The sequence below is a fragment of the Ramlibacter sp. genome (assembly GCF_036383835.1).
Taxonomy (GTDB): Bacteria; Pseudomonadota; Gammaproteobacteria; order Burkholderiales; family Burkholderiaceae_C; genus Ramlibacter.
In genome coordinates, this window is sequence record NZ_DASVNN010000094.1 from 18,215 (window position 1) to 39,715 (window position 21,501).

Sequence of the window (21,501 nt, forward strand, 5' to 3'; positions counted from 1 at the left end):
CGTATAGGAGGAATGCACCAACTAGCCCGAGCGGAATCCACAGCCACCATTTCGTGCGGGGAAGCTTACCTCCACACTTCGGGCAGGCTCTGGCTGTATCACTGATTGCGGCCCCGCATTCCCTGCATTGAATCATTCCCATCGCCTACCCCTCCCAATGGTGGTACTCCGACGGCCCACGAGGACCTCACTGCGGTCGAACGTGAGGGTGACTGGTACGATGCGGCAGGGGGCCGCACAGTGCACGATTTCCAACGACACTGTGCGGCCCCTTTCCGAAACATGTCCGAGTCGACCGACCTGTTAGACCGCCTAGCCGAGCCTTTCATGCGGGGACGTATGTCGTAATCCATTTCCATGCCTCTGGAGGAAGCCAACCGTAGCTATCCCTGCGCACTTCGATGATGAGGAGAAAGTCGCTCCTGTCGATCGTTCCCGCCAGCCGATTCCACACTTGCGTGCTGGTCTCGTTTGTGACGATGATCCAGTTCGATTCAAGGAAGTGCCACCAGTTTCCGTAGCTCTTAATAGCCGTGTAGAGGGTCGCATAGTCCCTGCCGGGTACTTTCAGATCGTAGGTTATGAGATACGCCTTCAATTGCTTCCTCCAGGTTCGACAGGCACTAGCGCTTGAGGAGACAAACGAGTTGCTGCGGCAGTTCCAAAAGGTGGTCGATTCCTGTCGCGTAGGTGTGCCTCCTTGTCGAACGTCAGATTCTCTGGCTTAAACCAGACAAAAAGACCGACGACGACGACCACAAGAATGAACAGGCCAACGCCCAAGTACATCCCGAACACACGGTCTGTGTTCTGCAATTCGGCGCCAATGAGAACGGTGGCGAGAAATGCCTCGACGATAAGAAGGGCGAGTACGAAGAACCCGAGGGGGGCTGTGATGGCCTCAATGATTTGGCTTTTCGACGCTTCCGAAGTGCTCATGTGCCTCCTCTCGGCTTACTGGCTCTCTTCATGTTCCCCCCGGACGTCGCCGTGCGGTCTAACGAGGCTGTGCAAAAAGGTCAGAAGCACCCGCTTCCGAGCGATTTCGGGGGTACCTCACCCCTTCCCCGATCGACAATCGTGGCTTGTAGGCCGTTCTGCCCGAGCATGTCTTCCACGATCCCGTGCACATACTCGTGCATACCGGAGCCCCCTCTGGATGCGACTAGCTCGGACTCGTCCGGCCCGCGAGCAAAGGTCAGAAACGGGAGCACAGGTTCGCCGTCGAGTTCCATCACGCGGCTGCCATCGATGATCGCTGCGACAGAGAAAGAAATGCTCGCGGCTGCTTCGGCCAAAGCGGCGTCTCTGACGCCCGCCTTCTCCAAAACGTCGATCACAGATTCGACGACTTCCTCGAGAACTCGCAACTCGAGAGCCTCGAAATGCTGCGGATCTACTGTGATCTTCATGGGCGCTTCTCCGTGAGCTTTAACGTAAAGGTGACCGGCACGTTGCGGCAAGGCGCCGCGAGGTGCAGGATAAACACCGGCGCCTCGCGGCGCCTTGCCGCAACGTGTCCGAGTCGACCGTTCTGTTAGACCGTGCGCCCGGTCTTGTCTTGCTAACCACGCCACCACCTCCGTTCTGGCGCAATGCGCTCGCGTACCTCAGGATCAGCCGGTCCTTTCCTTCGGATTTCCCACGCCTCTTCAACAGTCAGCTTCCGTACGCCACAATGGCGAAGGCTGCACGACCGAGGGTGTGTTCCGTCGATCAGCGAAATGCCCGATATGTCATCCTGCTCGTAGTCCACCGAGACGCAGAGCACTGGGTGATACGCGCAGTCCTCGTAGATATCACCGACGGAGAGGCCCAGCTGCTCGCGGGCACGGCGCATCTCGGCTTCGAACTTGGCCTGGAAAGGAAAATCGTCGTCTTCCATCGGTCTAACGCAATGTAGACCTCACACCGTGACGTGTTATCCCGCATCCGCCGGATAACACTTCCCTCTCAGGCGCCTCAAGTCCTTGTCGTGCCGACAAGTTCCTCGCCGGACGCTTAATAACTACGCTTGCCACACGTCCGACGTCATCCAGCACGCACGCGGTACTGCCTCGTGGCGGATAACACGTCCGGATAACACCCTCTCGAACGTCTGATCGATTCACCCTCTGCTCCCCTAAGCCCTTGATTTCACAGACCTTGGGGGCGATGGTAAGCGTGGGAAACGGATATCTACAAGCGGCCATTTGGCGTGCTGGCGCATGGCGTTGCCGGCGCGCTGCCCGCGGCGCTGGGGCTCCTAGCGTCACCGCCAGCCGACGAGACTTCCGGGCCGCCGCGCGCGTATACCTGCTTCTGCCGAGAATGCGGTGCGCAATTCAGGAACCAACGTAGTACTTCCACCGCCCCCCTCGCCTTTGCAGCACCCCCGCCGCCGCCGCCTTCAGCAACCTCTGAAACGTCGGACATTCCGCATGGCTCTTCGCCGGACACTCCGCCGCATGCCGCAATCCCTCCCTCATCGCCTGCAACCGCCGAATCGTCGCGTCGATCGCATCAGCCTTCTCCCGCAGCATCTGCCGGTCGATGTCCGGCTTTCCCGCAGGCGAGAACAGCCCGCGGATCTCGTCGAGCGAGAAGCCGGAGGCCTGCCCCAGGGCGATCAGCGCCAGCTGGTCCAGCACGTCCGGGGCGAAGCGGCGGCGCAGGCCCTCCCGGCCGACCGAGGCGATCAGGCCCTTCTCCTCGTAGAAGCGCAGCGTGGACGCTGCCACCCCGGAACGCCTGGCGACTTCCGCGATGTCCATGGCCGCTCATCCCTTGACTTCAAGTCGACTTGAAGTCCTATCCTGCCATGGCCTCGCTTGACCTCGAAGCAAGAAGGCTTTATCCATCGTCCTGCTGGAGCCCCACTGCATGCACATCACCCTCGACTTCCTCGCCGGCGAATCCCGCCGGATCCTCGCCTCCGACAACACGCCCGCCGGCCGCGAGAAGGTGGCTGCCCTGCTCGCGCAGGCGCTGCGCGACCCCGCGTTCGTGCGCGAGCAGTTCGCCGGCCAGGTGCCGGAGCGCAAGGTCATCTACCAGGACCCGGAGCTCGGCTTCTGCCTGCTCGCCCACGAGTACCACGACGCGCGCGACGGCGGTCCGCACGACCACGGGCCGTCGTGGGCGATCTACGGCCAAGCCGAAGGCGAGACGGTGATGACCGAATTCGACGTGGTGGAACCGCCCGCCCCCGGCGTGCGCGGCAAGGTGCGCAAGTCGCACACCTACGCCATGCGGCCCGGCGACGTCCACGTGTACAACGAAGGCGAGGTGCACGCGCCCAGCCGCTCCGGCCCCACGCGGCTGGTGCGTGTCGAAGGCGTGAACCTGGAGGGGGTGCGCCGCGGAACGTACGAAGTGTTGAAGCAGTGAAGGGCACACACGCCATGGCACAGCCTCCCCTCGTCGACGTCGCCGCACTCGTCGACCCTGCGGCTCCGCAGGCGCGGAAGCTGGCGGCGGCCCGCGGCATCGACGCGGCCGCGCGCGAGTGGGGCTTCTTCTATGCCGCCGGCCACGGCGTGGACCCTGCCCTCGTCGAGCGCCTGGTCGCGCTGGCGCGCGCCTTCTTCGCGCAGGACGAAGCGCACAAGATGCGCATCCCGATGTCGGCCGGAGGGCTGGCCTGGCGCGGCTACTTCCCGGCGGGCGGCGAACTCACTTCCGGCCGGCCCGACTGGAAGGAAGGCCTGTACCTGGGCAGCGAACTGGGCGCGGACCATCCGCGCGTGCGCGCCGGCACGATCCTGCACGGGCCCAATCTCTGGCCCGATTTGCCCCGGGGAAACGGTGGGCAAGCGAGCTTGCCCACCCTACCGGGCTTCCGCGAGACCGTGCTGGCCTACATGGATGCGCTGTCCGCGCTCGGGCAGGCCTTGATGCGCGGCTGCGCGCTGGGCCTCGGGCTGCCGGAGCACTACTTCGCCGAGCACGGCACGGCCGATCCGCTGCTGCTGCTGCGCCTGTTCAACTACCCGACGCGGCCCGCACCGCAGGACGTGGCGGCGCAATGGGGCGTCGGCGAGCACACCGACTACGGCCTGCTCACCATGCTGTGGCAGGACGACGTCGGCGGCCTGCAGGTGAAGACCGATGCCGGCTGGGTCGATGCGCCGCCCGTGCCGGGCACCTTCGTCTGCAACATCGGCGACATGCTCGATCGCATGACCGGCGGCCGCTACCGCTCGGTGCCGCACCGCGTGGCGATCAACACCAGCGGCCGCGACCGGCTCTCGATCCCCTTGTTCTTCGATCCCGATTTCGACACCGTGATCCAGCCCGTGCCGGGCGCGGGCCCCGGGCAGGACGACAGCGGGCGGCGCTGGGACGGTGCCAACCTGCAGTCCTTCCAGGGGACTTACGGCGATTACGTGACGGCGAAGGTCGGCAAGGTGTTCCCGCAGCTCAGGGATGCGTTGAGCCCGCGCGAGTAGGCGCGCAGCCGCAGCCGCCGGGTGCGGTGCCGACACTGCACGAAGGCCCGGACGCAGCAGTCCCGCAAGCGGCAGCGCGGCGGCGTCGGGCGCGGAGTCCGATGGCCAGGAGTCCCGCGGCCGCGAGGCCCGAGCCCGCCGCGAGCATCGCGCCGGAAACACCGAACTGATCCCACGCGATGGACGAAAGCCCCGCGACGGACAGCCCTCCGAGCAATGGCATGGCCAGGGGAAATGCGCAGCAGGCGGCGCAGGCGCCCGCCACACCCAGGGTGGCCAGTACCGGTTTTTTCATGTCGACGATCTCCAGTGAAGTGCGGGTCCATTCCCGTACACTGACTCTAGAACCTCAAGTGGCTTGAGATGCAAGAGGCCCCTGATTGAAAAACGTCGAACCTTCCGGCCAGTGGACGATCGGCGCGCTGGCGCAGCGCACCGGCCTGAACGTCTCCGCGATCCGTTACTACGAGGAGGTGGGACTGCTGCCGCCCGCCCTGCGCCGGCCCAGCGGTCACCGCGTGTACCCGCCCGACGCGCAGGACCTGCTCACGCTGATCCGGCGCTGCCGGGATTTCGGATTTTCCATCGAGGACACGCGCGCGCTGGTGTCGCTGTCCTCGCGCCACGACAAGGATTGCGTGGAGGCGCGCGACATCGCGCAGGTGCAGCTCGATGCCGTGCGGGCGAAGCTGGCCGAACTGCGCGAGCTGGAACGCAGCCTCGCCGCTTTCGTCAGCGCCTGCAACGACGAGTGCGTCGGCGGGCCGGCGGCGAAGTGCACGATCCTGAAGGACCTGGGCCAGGACGCGCCGCGGCCGGTGCGATCTGGCGGCTGCTGCGGCTAGAGCGTCGAACTCACTGTTGCTTGTCGAACAGCTCCGGCGCGCTGCCGATCGCGCCGAAGGCCGCCGGTCCTTCGTAGCCTCGTAGGGTGGACAAGCTTCGCTTGCCCACCGTTCCATCGCACGCCGCATGGTGGGCAAGCGAAGCTTGCCCACCCTACTTGACGCGGCACAAAGCGGCCTCGCACGCGGTGCCAGATGTCGCCGAAGAGCGTCTGCTCCGTCAGCTTGGGCGCGAATCCGGCGAGACCTTCGCTCGCCTTGCGGGCTTGTGCCATGGTCGCTCCTTTCGGGTGTGCGTGTGAAGCGCGGCGGCGTCAAAGCGTCGAGCGCTCCACGAATTCGAATCCGATGTCCAGCACCTTGTGCGGCGGCGCCTCGCCACGCAGTCGCGCGAGGAGCATCTCGCCGGCGCGGCGGCCCATGTCGCCCCCGCGCACCTTCACCGTCGTGAGCGCGGGCCAGGTCGCCTCGGCGATCGGCAGGTCGGAGAAGCCGACGACGGCGAGCCGGCCGGGGATGTCCCAGCCCTGCGCCCGCGCCCACATCATCGCGCCGATGGCGATGAAGTCGTTGCCGCAGAAGACGGCATCGACGTCGGGATGCTTTGCGGCGAGCCGGGCCATCAGCTCGCGGCCGAGCGCGATCGACGACGGCGGCGCCACGTATTCCGCGGCGGCCAGTGACGATCCCGCCGCCTGCAGTTCGCGTTCGAGTCCTTCCCGGCGCATCTGCGAGCGCTGTTCGTCGGCGCCGAGGAAGGCGATCCTGCGCTTGCCGGCCTGCAGCAGCCGCCGCGCGACCTCCGCACCCACCTGCTCGTTGGAAAAGCCGACCGCCATGTCCACGGGCTTGGCCGGCAGGTCCCAGGTCTCGACGACCGGCAGCCCCATGCGCTTGAGCCGCGCGCGCGCGGCCGCGTCGCGCAGCGAGCCGGTGAGCACCAGCGCGTCGACGCGGCGTCCGAGGAAGGCGTCGATCAGGCCGGCTTCGGCCCGCGGCACGTAGCTGGATTGCGCCAGCATCAGCTGGTAGCCGGCGCGCCCGAGTTCGGCGGCCAGTCCTTCCATGGTCTCGGCGAACCACACGTTGGCGAGCGTCGGCACGATCGCCCCGACCATCCGCGAGCGCGAGGACGCCAGGGCGCTGGCCGTGCGATCGGGCACGTAACCCAGCTTGCGCACCGCTGCCTCGACCTGCGCCCGCGTCTCCGGCGCCACCTTGTCCGGTTCGTTGAGCGCGCGCGAGACGGTGGCCAGCGCCACGCCGGCGGCCTCGGCGACATCGGACATGCGGACGGTAGCTCTCGATTTCATGATTTCCCTATTGTCGCGCAGGTGTATTGTTTTGTGAAAGCGCTTTCACGCTATCATGAAAGCGCTTTCATCCAGGAGACAACCCGTGCAGAAACGCCAATTGATTGCCGCCCTCGCCCTGGGCCTGCTCGCCGGCCCCATGGCCGCCGTCGCGCAGTCGGACTACCCGAACCGCCCCGTGAAGATCATCGTGCCCTTCCCCGCGGGCGGCACCAGCGACATCATGGGCCGCGCCATCGCGGAGGAGCTGTCGAAGCAGCTCAAGCAGCCCTTCGTGGTGGAGAACAAGGCCGGCGCCGGCGGCGCCATCGGCACCGAGCTGGCGGCCAAGTCCACGCCCGACGGCTACACGCTGCTCTTGTCGGGGATCGGGAGCAACGCCGTGATCCACGGCTTCTCCTCGCCCAAGCCGAACTACGACTCGATGCGCGACTTCGTGCACATCTCGCAGTTGGCCGCCGGCCCGAACGTGCTGGTGGTGAATCCCGCCTTCCCGGCCAGGAACTTCAAGGAGTTCGTCGCCTACGCCAAGTCGCATCCCGGCAAGGTCGACTACGGCCAGGTCACGGCCTCCTCGGGCCACCTCACCACCGAATACCTGAAGCAGGTGGCCGGGCTGCACATGGTCGGCATCGCCTACAAGGGCGGCGCCCCGGCGCTCACCGACGTGCTGGCCGGGCAGATCCCCCTGATGTTCACCAACCAGGACGCCGTGCTGCCGCACGTGAAGGCGGGCAAGCTGCGCGCGCTGGCCGTCACCAGCGCCAAGCGCAACCCGCTCTACCCCGACGTGCCGACGATCGCCGAATCCGGCTACCCCGACTTCTCCGCCGTGTCCTGGACCGGCCTGTCCGCCCCCAAGGGCACGCCCAGGGAGATCGTCGACAAGCTCGAGGCCGCGATGGTCAAGGGCTTCAACGAACCCGCCGCGCGCCAGAAGCTCGAGGCCAACGGCTTCGTGGTGGTGGCATCCCGCTCCGCCGACTTCACGAAGTTCGTGCAGGAAGAAATCAACCGCTGGACCAAGGTCATCCAGACCTCCGGCCTCAAACCCGAATAAACAAGGAGCGCCTGAAATGGCCGTCGAATCCAACATCGTTTCCTACGCCAAGGTCGCGTCCGATACGCGCACCGCGGCCGACAGCGCCGACCGCATCGAGTGGGTGCAGCTGTCGCTGGTCTACCTGCCGCTCGCCACCCCGGTGAGCGACGCCAAGGTGCTCACCGGCGTGCAGAAGCCGCTGACCGAGATCGCCTTCATCTTCGCGGAGATCCGCACCCGCGACGGCCATGAAGGCATCGGCTTCGGCTACTCCAAGCGCGCCGGCGGTCCCGGCATGTACGCGCACGCCAAGGAACTCGCGCCCAACCTCATCGGCGAGGATCCCAACGACATCCAGAAGATCTTCACCAAGCTGACCTGGGCCGGCGCGTCCATGGGCCGCGCGGGTCTCACCACGCAGGCGATCGCGCCCTTCGACATCGCGCTGTGGGACCTGAAGGCCAAGCGCGCGAAGCTGCCGCTGGCCAAGCTGCTCGGCGCGCAGCGCGACTCGGTGCAGTGCTACAACACCTCCGGCGGCTACCTGCACACCGAGCTGCCGCAGGTGCTGAAGAACGTGGCGACCTCACGCGAGAGCGGCATCGGCGGCATCAAGATCAAGGTGGGCCAGCCCGACCTGGCGATCGACGTCAAGCGCGTGGGCGAGGTGCGCAAGCTGCTCGGCGAAGGCTTCCCGCTGATGGTGGACGCCAACCAGCAGTGGGACCGCCAGAAGGCCACGCGCGCCTGCCGCCAGTTCGAGGACTTCGACCTCACCTGGATCGAGGAGCCGCTGGACGCGCACGACTTCGAGGGCCACGGCCTGCTGGCCGAGCGCTTCGACACCGCCATCGCCACCGGCGAGATGCTCACCAGCTTCGACGAGCACGCGCAGCTGATCATGGCCGGCACCGACTTCATCCAGCCCGACGCGCCGCGCGTGGGCGGCATCACGCCCTTCCTGAAGATCATGGCGCTGGGCGAGTTCAAGCACCGCAAGCTGGCACCGCACTTCGCGATGGAGATCCACCTGCACCTGGCCGCGGCCTACGGCATCGAGCCGTGGCTGGAGCACTTCGAGTGGCTGGGCCCGATGTTCAACGAGCAGCTGCAGCTGAAGAACGGCCGCATGCACGTGCCGGACCGCCCGGGCCTGGGCTTCTCGCTGTCGGAGCAGGCGATCGCCTGGCGCGCCGAGAAGGCCGAGTTCGGCAAGCGTCCGTGAAGGAGCCGCGCATGACGCAATTCTTCAACGAGCCGGCGCCGCTGCCGGCCAGCGACATCCCGAAGCGGCCGGCGCAGCCGCACGTGTCCGACGAAGTGCTGGCGCGCCTGGCGCGCTGCACCGCGGGCTCGCTCACGACGCAGCTGTACATCAAGGGCATCCGCCAGCCGGTGCTGCATGGGATCACGCCGCTGAACAGGAAGGTGAAGCCCTTCGCCGGCCGCGCCTACACCATGCGCTTCATCCCGGCGCGCGAGGACATCGACACCTACGGCAACCTCGTCACGAAGCCGCACCACGACCACCTGCAATGGGTGGGCGTGGAGCAGCTGCAGCCCGGCGACGTGCTGGTGATCGACAGCAACCGCGACGGCCGCGCCGCCTCGATGGGCAACATGCTGATCACGCGAATGATGATGCGCGGCGCCCGCGGCGTGGTCACCGACGGCAGCTTCCGCGACGGAGTCGAGCTCGCCAGCATGGACTTTCCGGTCTGGTGCACCGGCGTCACCAACACCACGCGCCTGTCCTACCACCACGTGGCGGACCTGAACGTGCCGATCGGCTGCGCGGGCATCGCGGTCTATCCGGGCGACGTGGTGCACGGCGACGGCGACAACATCACCATCATCCCGGCGCAGTGGGCCGAAGAAATGGCGGACCTGTGCGAGAAGCGCGACGGCATCGAGGCCTACCTGGCGATGCGCGTGCAGGCCGGCGAAGCGCTGTGGGGTGTCTATCCGCCAAGCGAGCAGACGCGCGCCGAGTACCAGGCGTGGCTGGCAGCGGGAAGTCCCGCGATCGCGCCGAAAGGCCCCGCCACCACCATGCACGGGAGCTGAGATGGCGAAGTTCACTCCCGCCGACCACGCGGCGCTGATCCGCCGCTATTTCCAGGCCTGCAACGACGCCGACTACCAGGCGCTCATCGACTGCTTCACGCCCGACGCGGTGCACTACTTCCCGTCCGGCCTGCCGGAGATCCCGTGGCGCGGCGCGGACACGATCGCGAAGAAGTGGATCTGGTGCGTCGAGGAGCTCGGCTCGCAGTGGACCATCGAGAAGATCCTGGTGAGCCACGACAGCCCCGAAGCCGTGATCGAATGGACCCACTGGAAGAACAAGAGCGGCACGGCGCTCCGTGGGGACGAGTGGTACCGCTTCGACCCCGAGACGGGAAAGATCGCGGAGATCCGCGCCTACTACGCGGCGCCTGCCGACAGGACGGTGAAGATCAACGAACTGGTCGCGTTCGATTACGGGGGGCGCGGGTATCACCTGAAAAGCGAGTGACGCCCCTCGCCCCGCGAGCGCGCTTCAGAGCGAATAGCCCAGAAGCATCGCCACACCCGACTCCTTGTTCGGGCGGGTGAAGCTGTCCCGCGTGAGGCGGTTCATCTGGATGTTCATGCGGTCGGTGGTGAACCACTTGCGGTACATCGCGTCGATGTCGCGGCTGGCGTAGAGCCGCGACAGCGCGCGGTCCACCGCGGCGCCCAGGGCGGTGTCGCCCTTGCGCATCATGATGGCGTACGGTTCCACCGACAGCTGCGCGCTGCTCAGGTCCAGCCGGTCCAGCGCGTTGTCGTGCGAAGCCATGCCCAGGAGCAGCGAATCGTCCTGCGGGAAGGCGCGCACCTTGCCTTCCTTCAGGGCCTTGTAGGCCTCGCCGTTGCTCGCGAAAGTCGTCAGCTGCATCTTCACCTCGCTGGCATTGAGCTGCGTGAAGAGCTTCTCGGACGTGGTGCCCTTGCTCAGGGCCACCGGCAGGCCGCCCAGGTCCTTCACGGTGTCGACCTTCGTGCCCTTGGGCACGAGCACGCGGATGCCGGCCACGAAGATCGTGTAGCTGAAGGCCACCTTCTCCTGGCGGGCCTTGGTGTTGGTGGTCGATCCGCACTCGAGGTCGATCTCGCCGCTTTCGAGCTTGGGGATGCGCTCGGGACCGGCGACCACCTTGTAGCTCACCTTCACCTCGGGCAGCTTGAGCGTGCGCTTGATCTCGTCGACCGCGGCGAGGCACAGGTCGACCGAGTAGCCCACCGGCTGCTTCTGCTCGTTCACGTACGAGAACGGCCGCGCGGCCTCCCGCACCCCCAGCGTGATCGCACCGGTTTCCTTGATGCGCGCCAGCGTGTCGGCCGGGGCCTGGGCGAAGGCGGAAGAAGCGAAGACGAGCGAGGCGCACGCGGCGAGCGGCAGCGTCCGGAAGCAGGAGCGGGACATGGGTACAGCTAGGGAGTGGAGGGAGGATCCCCGGGGGTGCCCCCAGGGGAGGCGAAGTCTAGGGTAAACCCTAGGACTCTCCAATGCCGCCGTCAGGTTCGGGGCCGTGTCGATCGAACGCAGGAAACCAAGGCGCTCTTTAGGCGGGCTGACGGGGCCTTTTCACTGACACTGCCTTCTCGCTACGATCATCGAATCCAAGGAGGGGGCGATGTTCACGATCAGCACCGAACCTGGACCCGGTTACCTGCGCTTCCTGGTGGCCGGCCCCGCTGGAGTCCACGAGACTTGCGCAGGCGCGGCGTTCTGCGCCGAACTGCTGCGACGGACTTCCTCGCGCCGTGTCCTCCTCGACATGATGACCTTCGCTCCGGTCTTCGCCCGGGCCGACGGCCTCGACGTCCTGTCGACCCTGTACGGCGAAATGCCCGCGCTGGAGCGGCTCGCCGTGCTCATTCCCGCCGGCAAGTCCCACGGCATCGTGCTCGAGGTGGCCAGGCATCGCAACGTGCCCGCCCGCGAGTTCGACGATCCCGAAGAAGCCGCGGCCTGGCTGACGGAAACCGTGCCTCTCGAGCGCTGAGGCCGCGCGCCAGCTCAAGCGCCTTCTTCGAGCGGCTGCAGCTCCTGCAGGAGCGTCGGGATCAACTCCGCCACCGTCGGGTGGATGTGCATCGTCCTGGCCAGCGCGGTCGCCGTGGTGCCGTGGACGATCGCGTCGAGCAGCACGTGCACCACTTCATCGCCGGCCAGGCCCAGGAGCGAGGCGCCGAGGATGCGCCGCGTCTGCGCGTCCACCAGCACCTTCATGAAACCCTGCGTCTCGCCCGATTCCTTGGCCCTTCCCACGCGCCGCATGGCCCGCTTGCCCACGAGTGCCGGGCGGCCCGTGGCCCGCACTTGCTCTTCGTTCATGCCGGCGCGGCCGAGGGGCGGGTCGATGAAGAGGGCGTAGCAGGGAACCCGGTCGCGCAGGCTGCGCGTCTCGCCACGCAGCACGTTGGCGGCGACGATCTCGTGGTCGTCCCACGCCGTGTGCGTGAAGGCGCCGCGGCCATTGCATTCGCCGACGGCCCACACGCCCTCGGCGCTGGTGCGGCACTGGTCGTCGACTTCGATGAAGCCGCGCGCGTCGGCGCGGATGCCGGCCGCTTCGAGCCCGAGGTCGCCGGTGTTGGGCGTGCGGCCCATCGCGAGCAGCACGTGGCTGCCTTCCAGCCACACGTCCTGCGGCCCGCAATGCGCGCGCACGCGGACCGCGGCTTCTCCCGGCGCGAACGCGATGCATTCGGCGCCGAGGTGGAAGCGCACGCCTTCGCGCTCCAGGATCGCCTGCACTTCGGCGGCGACATCGGTGTCCTCGCGCGGCAGCAGTCGCGGCGATCGTTCGACGACGCTCACTTCGGCACCGAAGCGTCGCATCAACTGCGCGAACTCCAGGCCGATGTAGCTGCCGCCCACGATGACGAGGTGCCGCGGCACCTCCTGCAGTTGCAGCACCGACGCGTTGTCCAGCGTGGACACGTTGTCGATTCCATTCAGCGGCGGCCGTGCCGCGCGCGCGCCCACGTTGATGAAGATCCTGTCCGCCTTCAGCTCGCGCTCGCCGACGCGCACCGTGCGCGGGGCCGTGAAGCAGGCGTGGCCGGTGATCCACTCCACGCCCTTCATGCCCCGCACCCAGTCTTCCAGGCCGGAGCGGGCGGCCGCGACGACGCCGTCCATGCGCGCCTTCACGCGCCGCATGTCCACGCGCACGGGGCCGGTTTCGAAGCCGAACTCCTCGCCGCGCCGCGCGAGGTGCACCGCGCGGGCGCTGGCCACCAGGGTCTTGGTGGGAAAGCAGCCGGTGTTGACGCACGTGCCGCCCAGGAGGTGCCGCTCGATGAACGCCACTCGCAGGCCGGCCTCGCCGCAACGGGCCGCGAGCGACGGGCCGGCCTGGCCCGCGCCGATCACGATCGCGTCGAAGTTCTCCTGGACCATGTCGAAGCCACCTGTCTGTCGATCGGCGCCACCGGCGCCTGGCTCGGGAGCTTATACCCATGAAGCCACCGGCTCTTTATCCCATCCACTCCGCGCGACCTATATTTGCGGATCGAAAACGGCCAGGAGTCCCTGGCGAAGACGCGTTGAGAGGATCCGAAATGATCACCAGACGTCAGGTGCTCATCGGGGTCGCCGGCAGTGCCGTGCTGCTGGTTGCGCCGACGATCGTGCTGGGCCAATCCGGGCCGGTTACGCTGGACGAGTTCATGGAGTTGTCGGACATCCTGACCGACAACGCGTTCTCGCTGCGCGACCAGGTGGGCGCGCAGTACCAGGCCGCGCTGGACGCGGCGGCCCTGCTGAAACTCGTGAACGCCACCGTGCGGCAGCCGAACAGGCCGCGCACCTTCAACGACGTGCTCCGCTCCGGTGCGCTGAACGATCCGCAGAACGCACTGACGACGCAACAGATCCTGACGTTCTGGTACTCCGGGCTGGTCAACGGCAGGACGGCCGACTACATCGAAGCGCTGGCATGGCTCACCCTGGAACCCAACAGGACGAAGCCTCCGACCGTGAAGATCGGCTTCGGGGAATGGAGCCGCAGACCATGATCCGCACCGATATCGTCATCGTCGGCTCCGGCGTGGCCGGAGCGCTCGTGGGAGCGAAGCTCGCGCGCGCCGGCGTGCGCGTGGTCATTCTCGAAGCCGGGCCGTCCATCGACCGCGAAGCGGCCGTGGGGGTGTTCCGCGCCGCACCGGCGAAGGTGCCCGAGTCGCCCTACCCGAACGCCGCGCACGCGCCGCGTCCCTCCGTGCTGGAGATCGGCGTTCCCGGCACCGGCTACTTCATCCAGGAAGGGCCGGAGCCGTTCGGCTCGACCTACGAGCGCATCGTGGGGGGCACGACGTGGCATTGGCTCGGCTCGTGTCCGCGCCTGCTGCCGTCCGACTTCCAGATGCGCACGCTGTTCGGCGTCGGCGCCGACTGGCCGATCAGCTACACCGACCTGGAGCCGTGGTACGTGCGCGCCGAGCGTGAAATGGGCGTGGCGGGCGACGGCGGCAACGATCAAGGCTCGCCGCGCTCGGCGGGCTTCCCGATGCCCCCGGTGCCGACCTCCTTCCTCGATTCGGTCGTGGCCGCCGCCGCACGCCGTGCCGGCTTCGCCGTGCTCTCGACGCCGCAGGCGCGCAATACCGAGACGTTCAACGACCGGCCCCGGTGCGTCGGCAACTCCAACTGCATCCCGATCTGCCCGATCGGCGCGAAGTACGACGCGCTCGTGCACCTGAAGCAGGCGACGGACGCACGCGCCACGGTCATCCCGAACGCGGTCGTCTTCGACGTCCTGCTCAATGCGAACGGCACGGCGGCCGGTGTCGTGTTCCGCCGGCCGGATCGCACGGAGGACACCGTGCTCGCGCGCGCGGTGGTGCTGGCCGCGAACGCGATCGAGACGCCGAAGATCCTGCTGATGGCGGGCGGCGGGCGGGGCATCGCGAATTCGTCGCGCCTGGTCGGCCGCAACCTGATGGACCATCCGATCCAGTTGTCGTGGGCGCTCTCGCGCGAACCGGTGTTTCCGCAGCGCGGTCCGCTGTCGACGTCGGGCATCGAATCCACCCGGCAGGCCGCCACGCGCAACGCGAGGTCGGCGTTCCGCGTCGAAGTGGGAAATGACGGCTGGCGCTTCCCCATCGGCGATCCCACCTTCGAGTTCACGCAGGGCCCGTTCGTCCAGCTTCTGGAGGGCGGCGATGCGCTCGCGCAGCGGTGGCGCGATCACGTGTCCAAGGAAATCCGGTTCGCGTCGCTGACGGAGCAGTTGCCGAACCCGGACAACCGGATCGTGCCCGACTTCGACCACAGGGATGCGATCGGGATTCCGCGCCCGCGCATCTCGTTCTCGGTCGGGCCGTACGCGCGCGCCGGCATGGCCGATGCGAAGGTGGTGCACGAAAGGCTCTTCGAACAGTTGCAGGCGACGTCGCGCAACCACTCCGACATCGCGTTCGGCGCCGGGCACGTCATGGGCACCACCAAGATGGGCCGCGACGGGGCGACGTCGGTCGTGGACGGCGATGGCCGCGCCCATGACGTCTCGAACCTGTTCATCGTCGGCAGTTCGGTGTTCCCGACGGTCGGCACGGCGAACCCGACGTTGACGCTGGCGGCGCTGGCGCTCCGCACCGAAGCCGTCGTGCAGCGGGACCTGGCGAAGTTCCCTGCGGTGGTGTGACGGAGGCTGGCATCGCCGCGATCGCCGACTCAGGCGAGCGCGATGATGTCGGTCACCCCCACGTCGACGCCGGCTTGCGACAGGAGCGTGGTGACTTGCCCGCGATGGTGCGTCTGGTGGTTGAAGAGGTGCGTCATCGCCTGCCACGCGGGATGCTCGCGCTGCACCCCCTTCGTGTTCGCGTATCTCATCGTGTGGAGCAGGAATCCGGGTGGCATTTCGACGACCCACTTCTCGACGGCCAGGTCGAGTGCGGTGCGTGCTGCCCGCAGTTGCAGCCAGTCTTCGTGGATCACGGTCTCGTGGACCGCGCCGTCAGGCAGTTGCAGCAGCTCGCCCGCCAGCGCAGGAAACTCCCAGCCTTGCGATGCGAAGCGCCGCAACCACAGGCGATCGGCCCAGAGAATGTGGTTCAACGAGCCATGGATCGACCGGAAGAAGGCGCCGCGATCGCGACGGCGCTCGGTCTCCGGAAGCTGCCCGCACGCTTCGTACACGCGCTCGTTGAACCAGCGGTTGTAGCGGGCCAGGAACCGGTAGTTGGCGAGAAGCGGATCGGCAGTGTTGTCCATGGTTCATTCTGCCTCGGTGCGCCAGGAGCCTGGACTGACGGCTGCATTCGACCCGGGGCAGCCCTCTGGCCGGTGTGCAACGCATCCCTCAGCCGCGACGGGCCAGCACGCGATCCACCATCACGCCGGCCTGCCCGAGGTTCTTGCCGGGGTCGCAGAAGGTCTCGAGCTGCGCGCGCGTGACATGCCTGGCGATCTCCGGGTGTACGGCCAGGATGTCGATGAGCGGACGGTCCTCCCGGATGGACTCCCGGCAGAGGTCGTACACCAGGTCGTGCGCGTACTCGCGCCCGAGGTAGGGACCCAGGCCCATCATGACGGCCTCCGACATGACGAGGCCGTTCGTCATTTCGATGTTCCTGCGCATGCGACTCGCGTCCACTTCCAGCCCCCGGAGGACGAACTTGGCCTGCTTCAGCGCGCCCGACAGGAGGCAGAAGATCTCCGGCAGCACCACCCATTCGATCTCCCACGGGCCCGTCGACCGCTCGTGGTCCGCCACCATCGCGTCCATCAAGGCCGCGGCATGCTGGCGCGCGACCGATACGTTGGCGTGGATGTACAGGCAGGAGATCGGGTTGCGCTTCTGCGGCATCGTGGAGGACGAGCCGCGTCCGGGCGCGTAGGGCTCGAACACTTCCGCCACTTCGGTCTGCATCATCAGCTTCACATCCATGGCGATCTTGCCCAGCGAGCCGCCCACGAGTCCCAGGAAGGCACCGACTTCGGCGATGGTGTCGCGCACCGTATGCCATGAAATCAGGGGTTGCGCGAGCCCCAGCTCCTTCATCAGGGCCGCCTGCGTCTCCATCGCGCCCTTTTCGAGCGACGAGAGCGTTCCCGATGCCCCGCCGAATTCGCCCATGAGCACCCGCGGCTTCAGCTGTTGCAGCCGCTCGCGGTGGCGGTCGACGCCGGCCAGGATCGCGGCCATCTTGTAGCCGAACGTGATCGGGGTGGCCTGCTGCAGGTTGGACCGTCCGATCACGGGGGTGTCGCGGTATTTGCGCGCCAGCGCCGCCAGCGCGTCGCCGATCTCGTCGAGATCCTGCTCGACGAGCGCGAGGCCTTCGCGCATCTGCAGGACGGTCGCGGTGTCGGTGATGTCCTGCGTGGTGGCGCCCCAGTGGCAGAACTCGCCGAGGCCATCGCGGCAGTTGGCGTTGATCTGGTTCACCACGGCGATGATCGGATAGCCGATCTGCTCGGTCTTGGCCTTGAGCTTGCCCCAGTCGATCTGCGACAGCTCGCAGTTCTTCACGATCTCCTCGGCGGCCTCCTTCGGGATGATGCCGAGCGTGCCCTGCACCTTGGCCAGTGCGCGCTCGATGTCGAGGTACTTGGCGGTGCGGTTCTCGTCGGACCAGACGTCGCGCATGCGCGCATCGCTGAACATGTCGCCGAAGATGCGCGAATCGATGATGGTGGAGGCCATGGGGTTGTCTCTCTGTGGCGTTGGGATGGGATCGATCCTTCAGACGGCCTGCGCGGCATGGAGCGCCGCGATCTCGGCGGCGCCATACCCCAGTTCGGAGAGGATGGCATCGGTGTGTTCGCCCAGTGCGGGGACCGGGTCCATGCGCGGTCCCACGTCCCAGCTTCCGGGCGGCAGCATGGCCGGCAGGCTGCCCTTCGGCGAACCCACCTGCGTCCACCGGCCGCGCGCCTGCAGCTGGGGATGCGACCAGACGTCCCGCATCGTGTTGACCTGCGCGTTCGCGATCTGCGCGTCTTCCAGGCGCTCGAGCACCTGTGCAACGGTCAGGGAGGCAAACGCCTCGATGATGATGTCGCGCAGCGCCTCGCGTTCGGCCACGCGCTTGTAGTTGGCGGTGAATCGCGCATCGGTGGCCATGGCCGGTTGCCGCAGGACCTTGTCGCAGAACGCGACCCATTCGCGCTCGTTCTGCAGGCCCAGCATCACCACGCCGCCGTCGCCGGCGGGGAACGGACCGTAAGGGTAGATCGTCGCGTGGCTGGCGCCGGTGCGCGGCGGCGGCTCGGCGCCGTCGAACGCGTAGTAGAGCGGATAGCTGGTCCACTCGGCGAGGGACTCCAGCATGGAGATGTCGATCCGCTGGCCCTTGCCCGTCTGCGCGCGCTGCAACAGGGCCGCGAGGATGTTGCTGTAGGCGTACATGCCTGCGGCGATGTCCGCGATGGAAGGTCCCGCCTTGCAGGGTTCTTCGGGCGTGCCGGTGACCGACACGAAGCCGGCCTCGCTCTGGATCAGCAGGTCGTAGGCTTTCTTGTCCCGGTACGGACCGGGATTCGCAGGATCGTCGCCGTAGCCCGAGATGTCGCACACGATGAGGCCGGGCTTGCGCCTCGAGAGCTGCTCGTAACCCAATCCGAGGCGCGCCGCGGCGCCGGGGGCCAGGTTCTGCACGACGACATCGGCTTTCTCCATGACCAGGCGCTCCAGGACCCTGGCGGCTTCGGGGTGCTTGACGTCGAGCGTGAAGCTTTCCTTGGAGCGGTTGGTCCAGACGAAGTGGGACGCCAGTCCCCGCACCCGCTGGTCGTAGCCGCGGGCGAAGTCGCCCGAGCCCGGGCGTTCGACCTTGATGACGCGCGCGCCGAGGTCCGCGAGCTGGCGGGTGGCGAAGGGCGCGGCGATGGCATGTTCGAGGGTGACGACGGTCAGGCCCTTCAGCGGTTGCATGTCAGCTTCCCCCCAATGTGGCGACCGCATCCATCGTGAGCCAGCCCTCGTGGTCCGAGGCCCACAGGCGAACGCTCTTGCCGTCGGCGGCGGGCTGGCCTTGCACGTGGAACGGATGCAGGTCGAAGGTCGGTCGCACCGCCTTGAAGCGGAAGCTGGCGACCTCCGCCTCCGGAGCCTGCCGCCGCAGCAGGTCCAGCAGCAGTGTGGCGATCAGCGGTCCGTGCACGACCAGTCCCGGGTAGCCCTCGACCCCGGTGACGTACTTGCGGTCGTAGTGGATGCGGTGCCCGTTGAAGGTGAGCGCCGAGTAGCGGAACAGCAGGACGTCATCGGGAACGACCTCGCGCCGCCAGCCGGCCGCGGTTTCCGCACGCTGGGGAGGCGGCTCGACGTCGCCGGAGCGCCTGGCCTCGCGGTAGACGATGTCGTGGAATTCCACGATCGCCGGCTCCGCGGCGCCGTTGCAGCGCAGGTCGTGCCGCACCTTCACGAAGACGAGCGGGCCGCTGCGGCCTTCCTTCAGCGACACGTCGGCGATCGTCGACGTGCGCTCCACCGCGTCCCCCACACGCAGGGGCGCGCGGAATTCGAACTGGCTGCCGGCCCACATGCGCCGCGGCAGCGGCACCGGCGGCAGGAATCCCCCGCGCTTCGCATGTCCGTCCGCCCCGATTTCGCTTTGGCGATGCAGCGGCAGGAAGTAGAGCCAATGCCACAGAGGCGGAAGCACGGTTCCCTGCCCGACTTCGCGGGCCGGATGGTCCAGGGTTGCATCGAGGGCCTTGACGGGCGTTGCGCCGACGACGTCGCCCACCGTCTCCGTGCGCCCGATCCAGGCCTGCAGCTGCTCCAGCGAGATTGCCATTGCCGTGCTCCGTTGCGCTCAGTCGACGGTGAGCTTGGCGCGCTGCACCACGCTCTTCCACTTCGCGAGTTCGTTCTTCACGAGCGTGCCGAACTGCTCCGGCGTGCTCGTCTCCACGTCGGCGCCGTGCTCGGCGAGGCGCTTCATCACCTCCTTGTCGGTGAGCACCTGGTTCAGCGCCTTGTTGATCTGCTCCACGATGGGCTTGGGGGTCTTGGCGGGCGCAAAGAAGCCGTACCACTGCCGCACGTCGACGCCGTCCACGCCGGACTCCTTCAGCGTCGGCACGTCGGGCAACAGCGGCGAGCGCTGGGGCCCCGCAACCGCCAGGGCGCGCAGCTTGCCGGCCTTCACGTGCGGCAAGGCGGTGTACAGGCTCGGGAACATGAACTGCGTCTGGCCGCCGATCGTGTCGGTGACGGCCGGCGCGGATCCCTTGTACGGCGCGCCCAGCATCACCACCCCTGCGTTCAGCTTGAACAGCTCCGCCGCGAAATGGGGCGCCGTGCCGTTGCCGGCCGACGCATACGTGTACTTGTCGGGCTTGGCCTTCAGCTGCGCGACCAGGTCCTTGACGTCCTTCACCTGCACGTTGGCGTTGGCCACCAGGAGCGTGGGCGAGTAGCCCACCAGCCCCACGGGCGCGAAGTCGGCCACCGGGTCGTAGCGAAGCTTCTGCAGCGCCGGGTTCATCGCGTGCGTGGCGATGTAGCCGAACATGAGCGTGTGGCCGTCCGGCGCGGCGCGGGCGGCGAACTCGCTCGCGATCGCGCCGTTCGCCCCGGCCCGGTTGTCGACGATCACGGTCTGCCCCAGCAGCGGGCCGAGCTTCTGGCCGATGATGCGTGCCATGGCGTCGTTGCCGCCGCCGGGCGCCGTGGGGACCACGATCGTGATCGGCTTGTCCGGGAAAGCCAGGGCGAGCGGAGCTGCCGTGGCGGCAAGCACGGCGGCAACGGCGGGTGCGATCAGGCGCTTCATGGGTTTGTCTCCTTCAGGAACTTTCGAGAATACGTAGGGCGGGAGGTGCAGGTCGCCCTGCAGGATCTTTCGGGCGGTGCGCACGAGCGAGGCGCGCTGCACCCGCGCGTCCTCGCCGGCGCCCTCGACGGCCACTTCGACCTCGATGCGCCCTTGCGGATGCAGGACGGCGATGGAACGGGTGCCGGTCTGGCGCGCTCCGCTGCTGATCACCGTGCCGGGGAGCGCATAGGCCGTGGCGACGCCGATCGCGCCGGTGACCGCATGCGACGCGTGGCAGCGCCGGGGCGTGAAATAGCGCGAGGTGATGCTGTCCGCGGCGTCGCCGTCGCTGGCGATCACCGGCTTCGGCACGACGCTGGCCGATACGTCGCCGAGACCCATGGCCTCGCCCGCTGCGCGGCGGATCGCCTCGATGCGCGCCAACAGCGCCGCGTCGGCGTCGAGCTCCAGGGGCGACTCGCGGCCGGTCAGCCCGAGGTCGCGGGCGCGCATGATCACGAGCGGCATCGCCGCATCGATGCAGCTCACCTCGATGCCGTGGACGGTGTCGATCCGGTTGCCGGTGGGGAAGAGCGATCCCGTCACCGCCCCCCAGGCGTCCAGAAAATTCAGCCGGATGGGGGATGCCGTGCCGGCGACCCCGTCGATGCCGGTGTCCCCCTCGTAGCGCACCTGCCCGCCTGGCGTCTGCACGGTGACATCGATGCGCGAGCGGGTGTTCACGTTGAACACGCGAACGGTCGTTTCGCCTTCCCGCGGCGCGACGAGGCCCTGCTCGATCGCGAAGGGAGCGACACCCGACAACATGTTGCCGCAGTTCGGCCGCGTGTCCACGGACTTCTGGCCCACCCCGACCTGGGCGAACAGGTAGTCGACGTCGCAACCTGGCTCGGACGAGCGGGAGACGATGGCCACCTTGCTGGTCAGCGTGCTGCCGCCGCCTACCCCGTCGACCTGCAGGAGGTCCGAGGCGCCGATCGCGCCGATGAGCGCCTCGTCGCGCGCCGTTTCATCGGCCGGCAGCCACTCGCGCAGGAAGAACGGCCCGCGCGACGTGCCGGCACGCATCAGGACACAGGGAATGACTCGTTGCATGG

Annotated in this window: 23 protein-coding genes and 1 pseudogene; 10 read left to right on the top strand and 14 right to left on the bottom strand. The window is 67.6% G+C overall.

Going from position 1 to position 21,501, the window contains the following annotated elements; genetic code table 11:
- Positions 1–67: 67 nt before the first annotated feature.
- The 6 genes and pseudogenes from VF522_RS24550 to VF522_RS15420 all read right to left on the bottom strand — a co-directional run.
- Positions 68–142: pseudogene (locus VF522_RS24550) on the bottom strand (zinc-ribbon domain-containing protein); the annotation flags it as partial.
- A 183-nt stretch (positions 143–325) separates the two neighbouring features.
- Positions 326–598 carry a hypothetical protein gene (locus tag VF522_RS15400; protein ID WP_330909168.1) on the bottom strand — a complete coding sequence of 91 codons (273 nt, stop codon included), beginning with the start codon at positions 596–598 and terminating at the stop codon, positions 326–328.
- Positions 595–939, bottom strand: a complete 345-nt coding sequence (locus tag VF522_RS15405; protein ID WP_330909169.1) for a hypothetical protein — start codon at positions 937–939, stop codon at positions 595–597. The genes VF522_RS15400 and VF522_RS15405 overlap by 4 nt, the downstream gene beginning before the upstream one ends.
- Positions 940–1,019: 80 nt before the next feature.
- Positions 1,020–1,412 (bottom strand): hypothetical protein, encoded by a 393-nt coding sequence (locus VF522_RS15410; RefSeq protein WP_330909170.1) that lies wholly within the window; start codon positions 1,410–1,412, stop codon positions 1,020–1,022.
- Between the two features lie 152 nt (positions 1,413–1,564).
- Positions 1,565–1,885, bottom strand: coding sequence for a hypothetical protein (locus VF522_RS15415; protein WP_330909171.1), 321 nt, complete (start codon positions 1,883–1,885; stop codon positions 1,565–1,567).
- Between the two features lie 439 nt (positions 1,886–2,324).
- A complete protein-coding gene (locus tag VF522_RS15420) occupies positions 2,325–2,753 on the bottom strand; it encodes a helix-turn-helix domain-containing protein (RefSeq protein WP_330909172.1) in 429 nt (142 codons plus the stop codon).
- Between the two features lie 109 nt (positions 2,754–2,862).
- Between VF522_RS15420 and VF522_RS15425 the strand changes: the two genes are divergently transcribed.
- The 3 genes from VF522_RS15425 to VF522_RS15435 all read left to right on the top strand — a co-directional run bounded on the left by VF522_RS15425 (position 2,863) and on the right by VF522_RS15435 (position 5,275).
- On the top strand, positions 2,863–3,369 hold the full coding sequence (locus tag VF522_RS15425; protein ID WP_330909173.1) for a hypothetical protein: 507 nt from the start codon (positions 2,863–2,865) through the stop codon (positions 3,367–3,369).
- Between the two features lie 14 nt (positions 3,370–3,383).
- Complete coding sequence (locus tag VF522_RS15430) at positions 3,384–4,430, top strand: isopenicillin N synthase family dioxygenase (protein ID WP_330909174.1); 1,047 nt, start codon at positions 3,384–3,386, stop codon at positions 4,428–4,430.
- A gap of 380 nt (positions 4,431–4,810) precedes the next feature.
- Positions 4,811–5,275, top strand: coding sequence for a helix-turn-helix domain-containing protein (locus VF522_RS15435; RefSeq protein WP_330909175.1), 465 nt, complete (start codon positions 4,811–4,813; stop codon positions 5,273–5,275).
- A 314-nt stretch (positions 5,276–5,589) separates the two neighbouring features.
- On the opposite strand, the gene VF522_RS15440 is transcribed toward VF522_RS15435, so the two are convergent.
- A complete protein-coding gene (locus tag VF522_RS15440; RefSeq protein WP_330909176.1) occupies positions 5,590–6,588 on the bottom strand; it encodes a LacI family DNA-binding transcriptional regulator in 999 nt (332 codons plus the stop codon).
- Positions 6,589–6,643: 55 nt separating this feature from the next.
- On the opposite strand from VF522_RS15440, the gene VF522_RS15445 reads away from it, so the two are divergent.
- From VF522_RS15445 to VF522_RS15460, 4 genes are read left to right on the top strand one after another with little or no spacing between them, the layout of a single operon-like run.
- Positions 6,644–7,648: a tripartite tricarboxylate transporter substrate binding protein gene (locus VF522_RS15445; protein WP_330909177.1), complete on the top strand. Its 1,005-nt coding sequence runs from the start codon at positions 6,644–6,646 to the stop codon at positions 7,646–7,648.
- A 16-nt stretch (positions 7,649–7,664) separates the two neighbouring features.
- Entirely contained in the window at positions 7,665–8,855 is a 1,191-nt protein-coding gene (locus tag VF522_RS15450; RefSeq protein WP_330909178.1) for an L-talarate/galactarate dehydratase, read from the top strand.
- 11 nt (positions 8,856–8,866) lie between these two features.
- Complete coding sequence (locus tag VF522_RS15455; protein WP_330909179.1) at positions 8,867–9,697, top strand: ribonuclease activity regulator RraA; 831 nt, start codon at positions 8,867–8,869, stop codon at positions 9,695–9,697.
- A 1-nt stretch (position 9,698) separates the two neighbouring features.
- On the top strand, positions 9,699–10,148 hold the full coding sequence (locus VF522_RS15460) for a nuclear transport factor 2 family protein (RefSeq protein WP_330909180.1): 450 nt from the start codon (positions 9,699–9,701) through the stop codon (positions 10,146–10,148).
- Between the two features lie 24 nt (positions 10,149–10,172).
- On the opposite strand, the gene VF522_RS15465 is transcribed toward VF522_RS15460, so the two are convergent.
- A complete protein-coding gene (locus VF522_RS15465) occupies positions 10,173–11,081 on the bottom strand; it encodes an amino acid ABC transporter substrate-binding protein (RefSeq protein ID WP_330909181.1) in 909 nt (302 codons plus the stop codon).
- Positions 11,082–11,292: 211 nt separating this feature from the next.
- Between VF522_RS15465 and VF522_RS15470 the strand changes: the two genes are divergently transcribed.
- Positions 11,293–11,664 (top strand): hypothetical protein, encoded by a 372-nt coding sequence (locus tag VF522_RS15470; protein WP_330909182.1) that lies wholly within the window; start codon positions 11,293–11,295, stop codon positions 11,662–11,664.
- A 14-nt stretch (positions 11,665–11,678) separates the two neighbouring features.
- Here the strand turns inward: VF522_RS15470 and VF522_RS15475 are convergent, their stop codons facing one another.
- A complete protein-coding gene (locus VF522_RS15475; protein WP_330909183.1) occupies positions 11,679–13,067 on the bottom strand; it encodes an FAD-containing oxidoreductase in 1,389 nt (462 codons plus the stop codon).
- Between the two features lie 161 nt (positions 13,068–13,228).
- On the opposite strand from VF522_RS15475, the gene VF522_RS15480 reads away from it, so the two are divergent.
- Together VF522_RS15480 and VF522_RS15485 are read left to right on the top strand one after the other, a co-directional pair.
- Positions 13,229–13,684 carry a sugar dehydrogenase complex small subunit gene (locus VF522_RS15480; protein WP_330909184.1) on the top strand — a complete coding sequence of 152 codons (456 nt, stop codon included), beginning with the start codon at positions 13,229–13,231 and terminating at the stop codon, positions 13,682–13,684.
- Positions 13,681–15,315 carry a GMC family oxidoreductase gene (locus VF522_RS15485; protein ID WP_330909185.1) on the top strand — a complete coding sequence of 545 codons (1,635 nt, stop codon included), beginning with the start codon at positions 13,681–13,683 and terminating at the stop codon, positions 15,313–15,315. Before VF522_RS15480 ends, VF522_RS15485 begins: the two co-directional genes overlap by 4 nt.
- Before the next feature lie 29 nt (positions 15,316–15,344).
- On the opposite strand, the gene VF522_RS15490 is transcribed toward VF522_RS15485, so the two are convergent.
- From VF522_RS15490 to VF522_RS15510, 5 genes are all read right to left on the bottom strand, one after another.
- Positions 15,345–15,887, bottom strand: a complete 543-nt coding sequence (locus tag VF522_RS15490; RefSeq protein WP_330909186.1) for a DinB family protein — start codon at positions 15,885–15,887, stop codon at positions 15,345–15,347.
- A gap of 88 nt (positions 15,888–15,975) precedes the next feature.
- Positions 15,976–17,322 carry an adenylosuccinate lyase family protein gene (locus VF522_RS15495; RefSeq protein WP_330909187.1) on the bottom strand — a complete coding sequence of 449 codons (1,347 nt, stop codon included), beginning with the start codon at positions 17,320–17,322 and terminating at the stop codon, positions 15,976–15,978.
- Between the two features lie 39 nt (positions 17,323–17,361).
- A complete protein-coding gene (locus tag VF522_RS15500) occupies positions 17,362–18,552 on the bottom strand; it encodes a CaiB/BaiF CoA-transferase family protein (protein WP_330909188.1) in 1,191 nt (396 codons plus the stop codon).
- Between the two features lies 1 nt (position 18,553).
- Complete coding sequence (locus tag VF522_RS15505; protein WP_330909189.1) at positions 18,554–19,420, bottom strand: FAS1-like dehydratase domain-containing protein; 867 nt, start codon at positions 19,418–19,420, stop codon at positions 18,554–18,556.
- Between the two features lie 18 nt (positions 19,421–19,438).
- Positions 19,439–21,499: a 4-oxalomesaconate tautomerase gene (locus VF522_RS15510; protein ID WP_330909190.1), complete on the bottom strand. Its 2,061-nt coding sequence runs from the start codon at positions 21,497–21,499 to the stop codon at positions 19,439–19,441.
- Positions 21,500–21,501 lie beyond the last annotated feature (2 nt).

Coding starts and splice junctions, on each gene's coding strand:
- VF522_RS15425 (WP_330909173.1), top strand. CDS start 2,863: ATGCACATCACCCTCGACTTCCTCGCCGGCGAATCCCGCCGGATCCTC.
- VF522_RS15495 (WP_330909187.1), bottom strand. CDS start 17,322: ATGGCCTCCACCATCATCGATTCGCGCATCTTCGGCGACATGTTCAGC.
- VF522_RS15440 (WP_330909176.1), bottom strand. CDS start 6,588: ATGAAATCGAGAGCTACCGTCCGCATGTCCGATGTCGCCGAGGCCGCC.
- VF522_RS15410 (WP_330909170.1), bottom strand. CDS start 1,412: ATGAAGATCACAGTAGATCCGCAGCATTTCGAGGCTCTCGAGTTGCGA.
- VF522_RS15405 (WP_330909169.1), bottom strand. CDS start 939: ATGAGCACTTCGGAAGCGTCGAAAAGCCAAATCATTGAGGCCATCACA.
- VF522_RS15420 (WP_330909172.1), bottom strand. CDS start 2,753: ATGGACATCGCGGAAGTCGCCAGGCGTTCCGGGGTGGCAGCGTCCACG.
- VF522_RS15510 (WP_330909190.1), bottom strand. CDS start 21,499: ATGCAACGAGTCATTCCCTGTGTCCTGATGCGTGCCGGCACGTCGCGC.
- VF522_RS15470 (WP_330909182.1), top strand. CDS start 11,293: ATGTTCACGATCAGCACCGAACCTGGACCCGGTTACCTGCGCTTCCTG.
- VF522_RS15490 (WP_330909186.1), bottom strand. CDS start 15,887: ATGGACAACACTGCCGATCCGCTTCTCGCCAACTACCGGTTCCTGGCC.
- VF522_RS15480 (WP_330909184.1), top strand. CDS start 13,229: ATGATCACCAGACGTCAGGTGCTCATCGGGGTCGCCGGCAGTGCCGTG.
- VF522_RS15475 (WP_330909183.1), bottom strand. CDS start 13,067: ATGGTCCAGGAGAACTTCGACGCGATCGTGATCGGCGCGGGCCAGGCC.
- VF522_RS15415 (WP_330909171.1), bottom strand. CDS start 1,885: ATGGAAGACGACGATTTTCCTTTCCAGGCCAAGTTCGAAGCCGAGATG.
- VF522_RS15430 (WP_330909174.1), top strand. CDS start 3,384: ATGGCACAGCCTCCCCTCGTCGACGTCGCCGCACTCGTCGACCCTGCG.
- VF522_RS15465 (WP_330909181.1), bottom strand. CDS start 11,081: ATGTCCCGCTCCTGCTTCCGGACGCTGCCGCTCGCCGCGTGCGCCTCG.
- VF522_RS15445 (WP_330909177.1), top strand. CDS start 6,644: ATGAAAGCGCTTTCATCCAGGAGACAACCCGTGCAGAAACGCCAATTG.
- VF522_RS15450 (WP_330909178.1), top strand. CDS start 7,665: ATGGCCGTCGAATCCAACATCGTTTCCTACGCCAAGGTCGCGTCCGAT.
- VF522_RS15485 (WP_330909185.1), top strand. CDS start 13,681: ATGATCCGCACCGATATCGTCATCGTCGGCTCCGGCGTGGCCGGAGCG.
- VF522_RS15460 (WP_330909180.1), top strand. CDS start 9,699: ATGGCGAAGTTCACTCCCGCCGACCACGCGGCGCTGATCCGCCGCTAT.
- VF522_RS15505 (WP_330909189.1), bottom strand. CDS start 19,420: ATGGCAATCTCGCTGGAGCAGCTGCAGGCCTGGATCGGGCGCACGGAG.
- VF522_RS15455 (WP_330909179.1), top strand. CDS start 8,867: ATGACGCAATTCTTCAACGAGCCGGCGCCGCTGCCGGCCAGCGACATC.
- VF522_RS15500 (WP_330909188.1), bottom strand. CDS start 18,552: ATGCAACCGCTGAAGGGCCTGACCGTCGTCACCCTCGAACATGCCATC.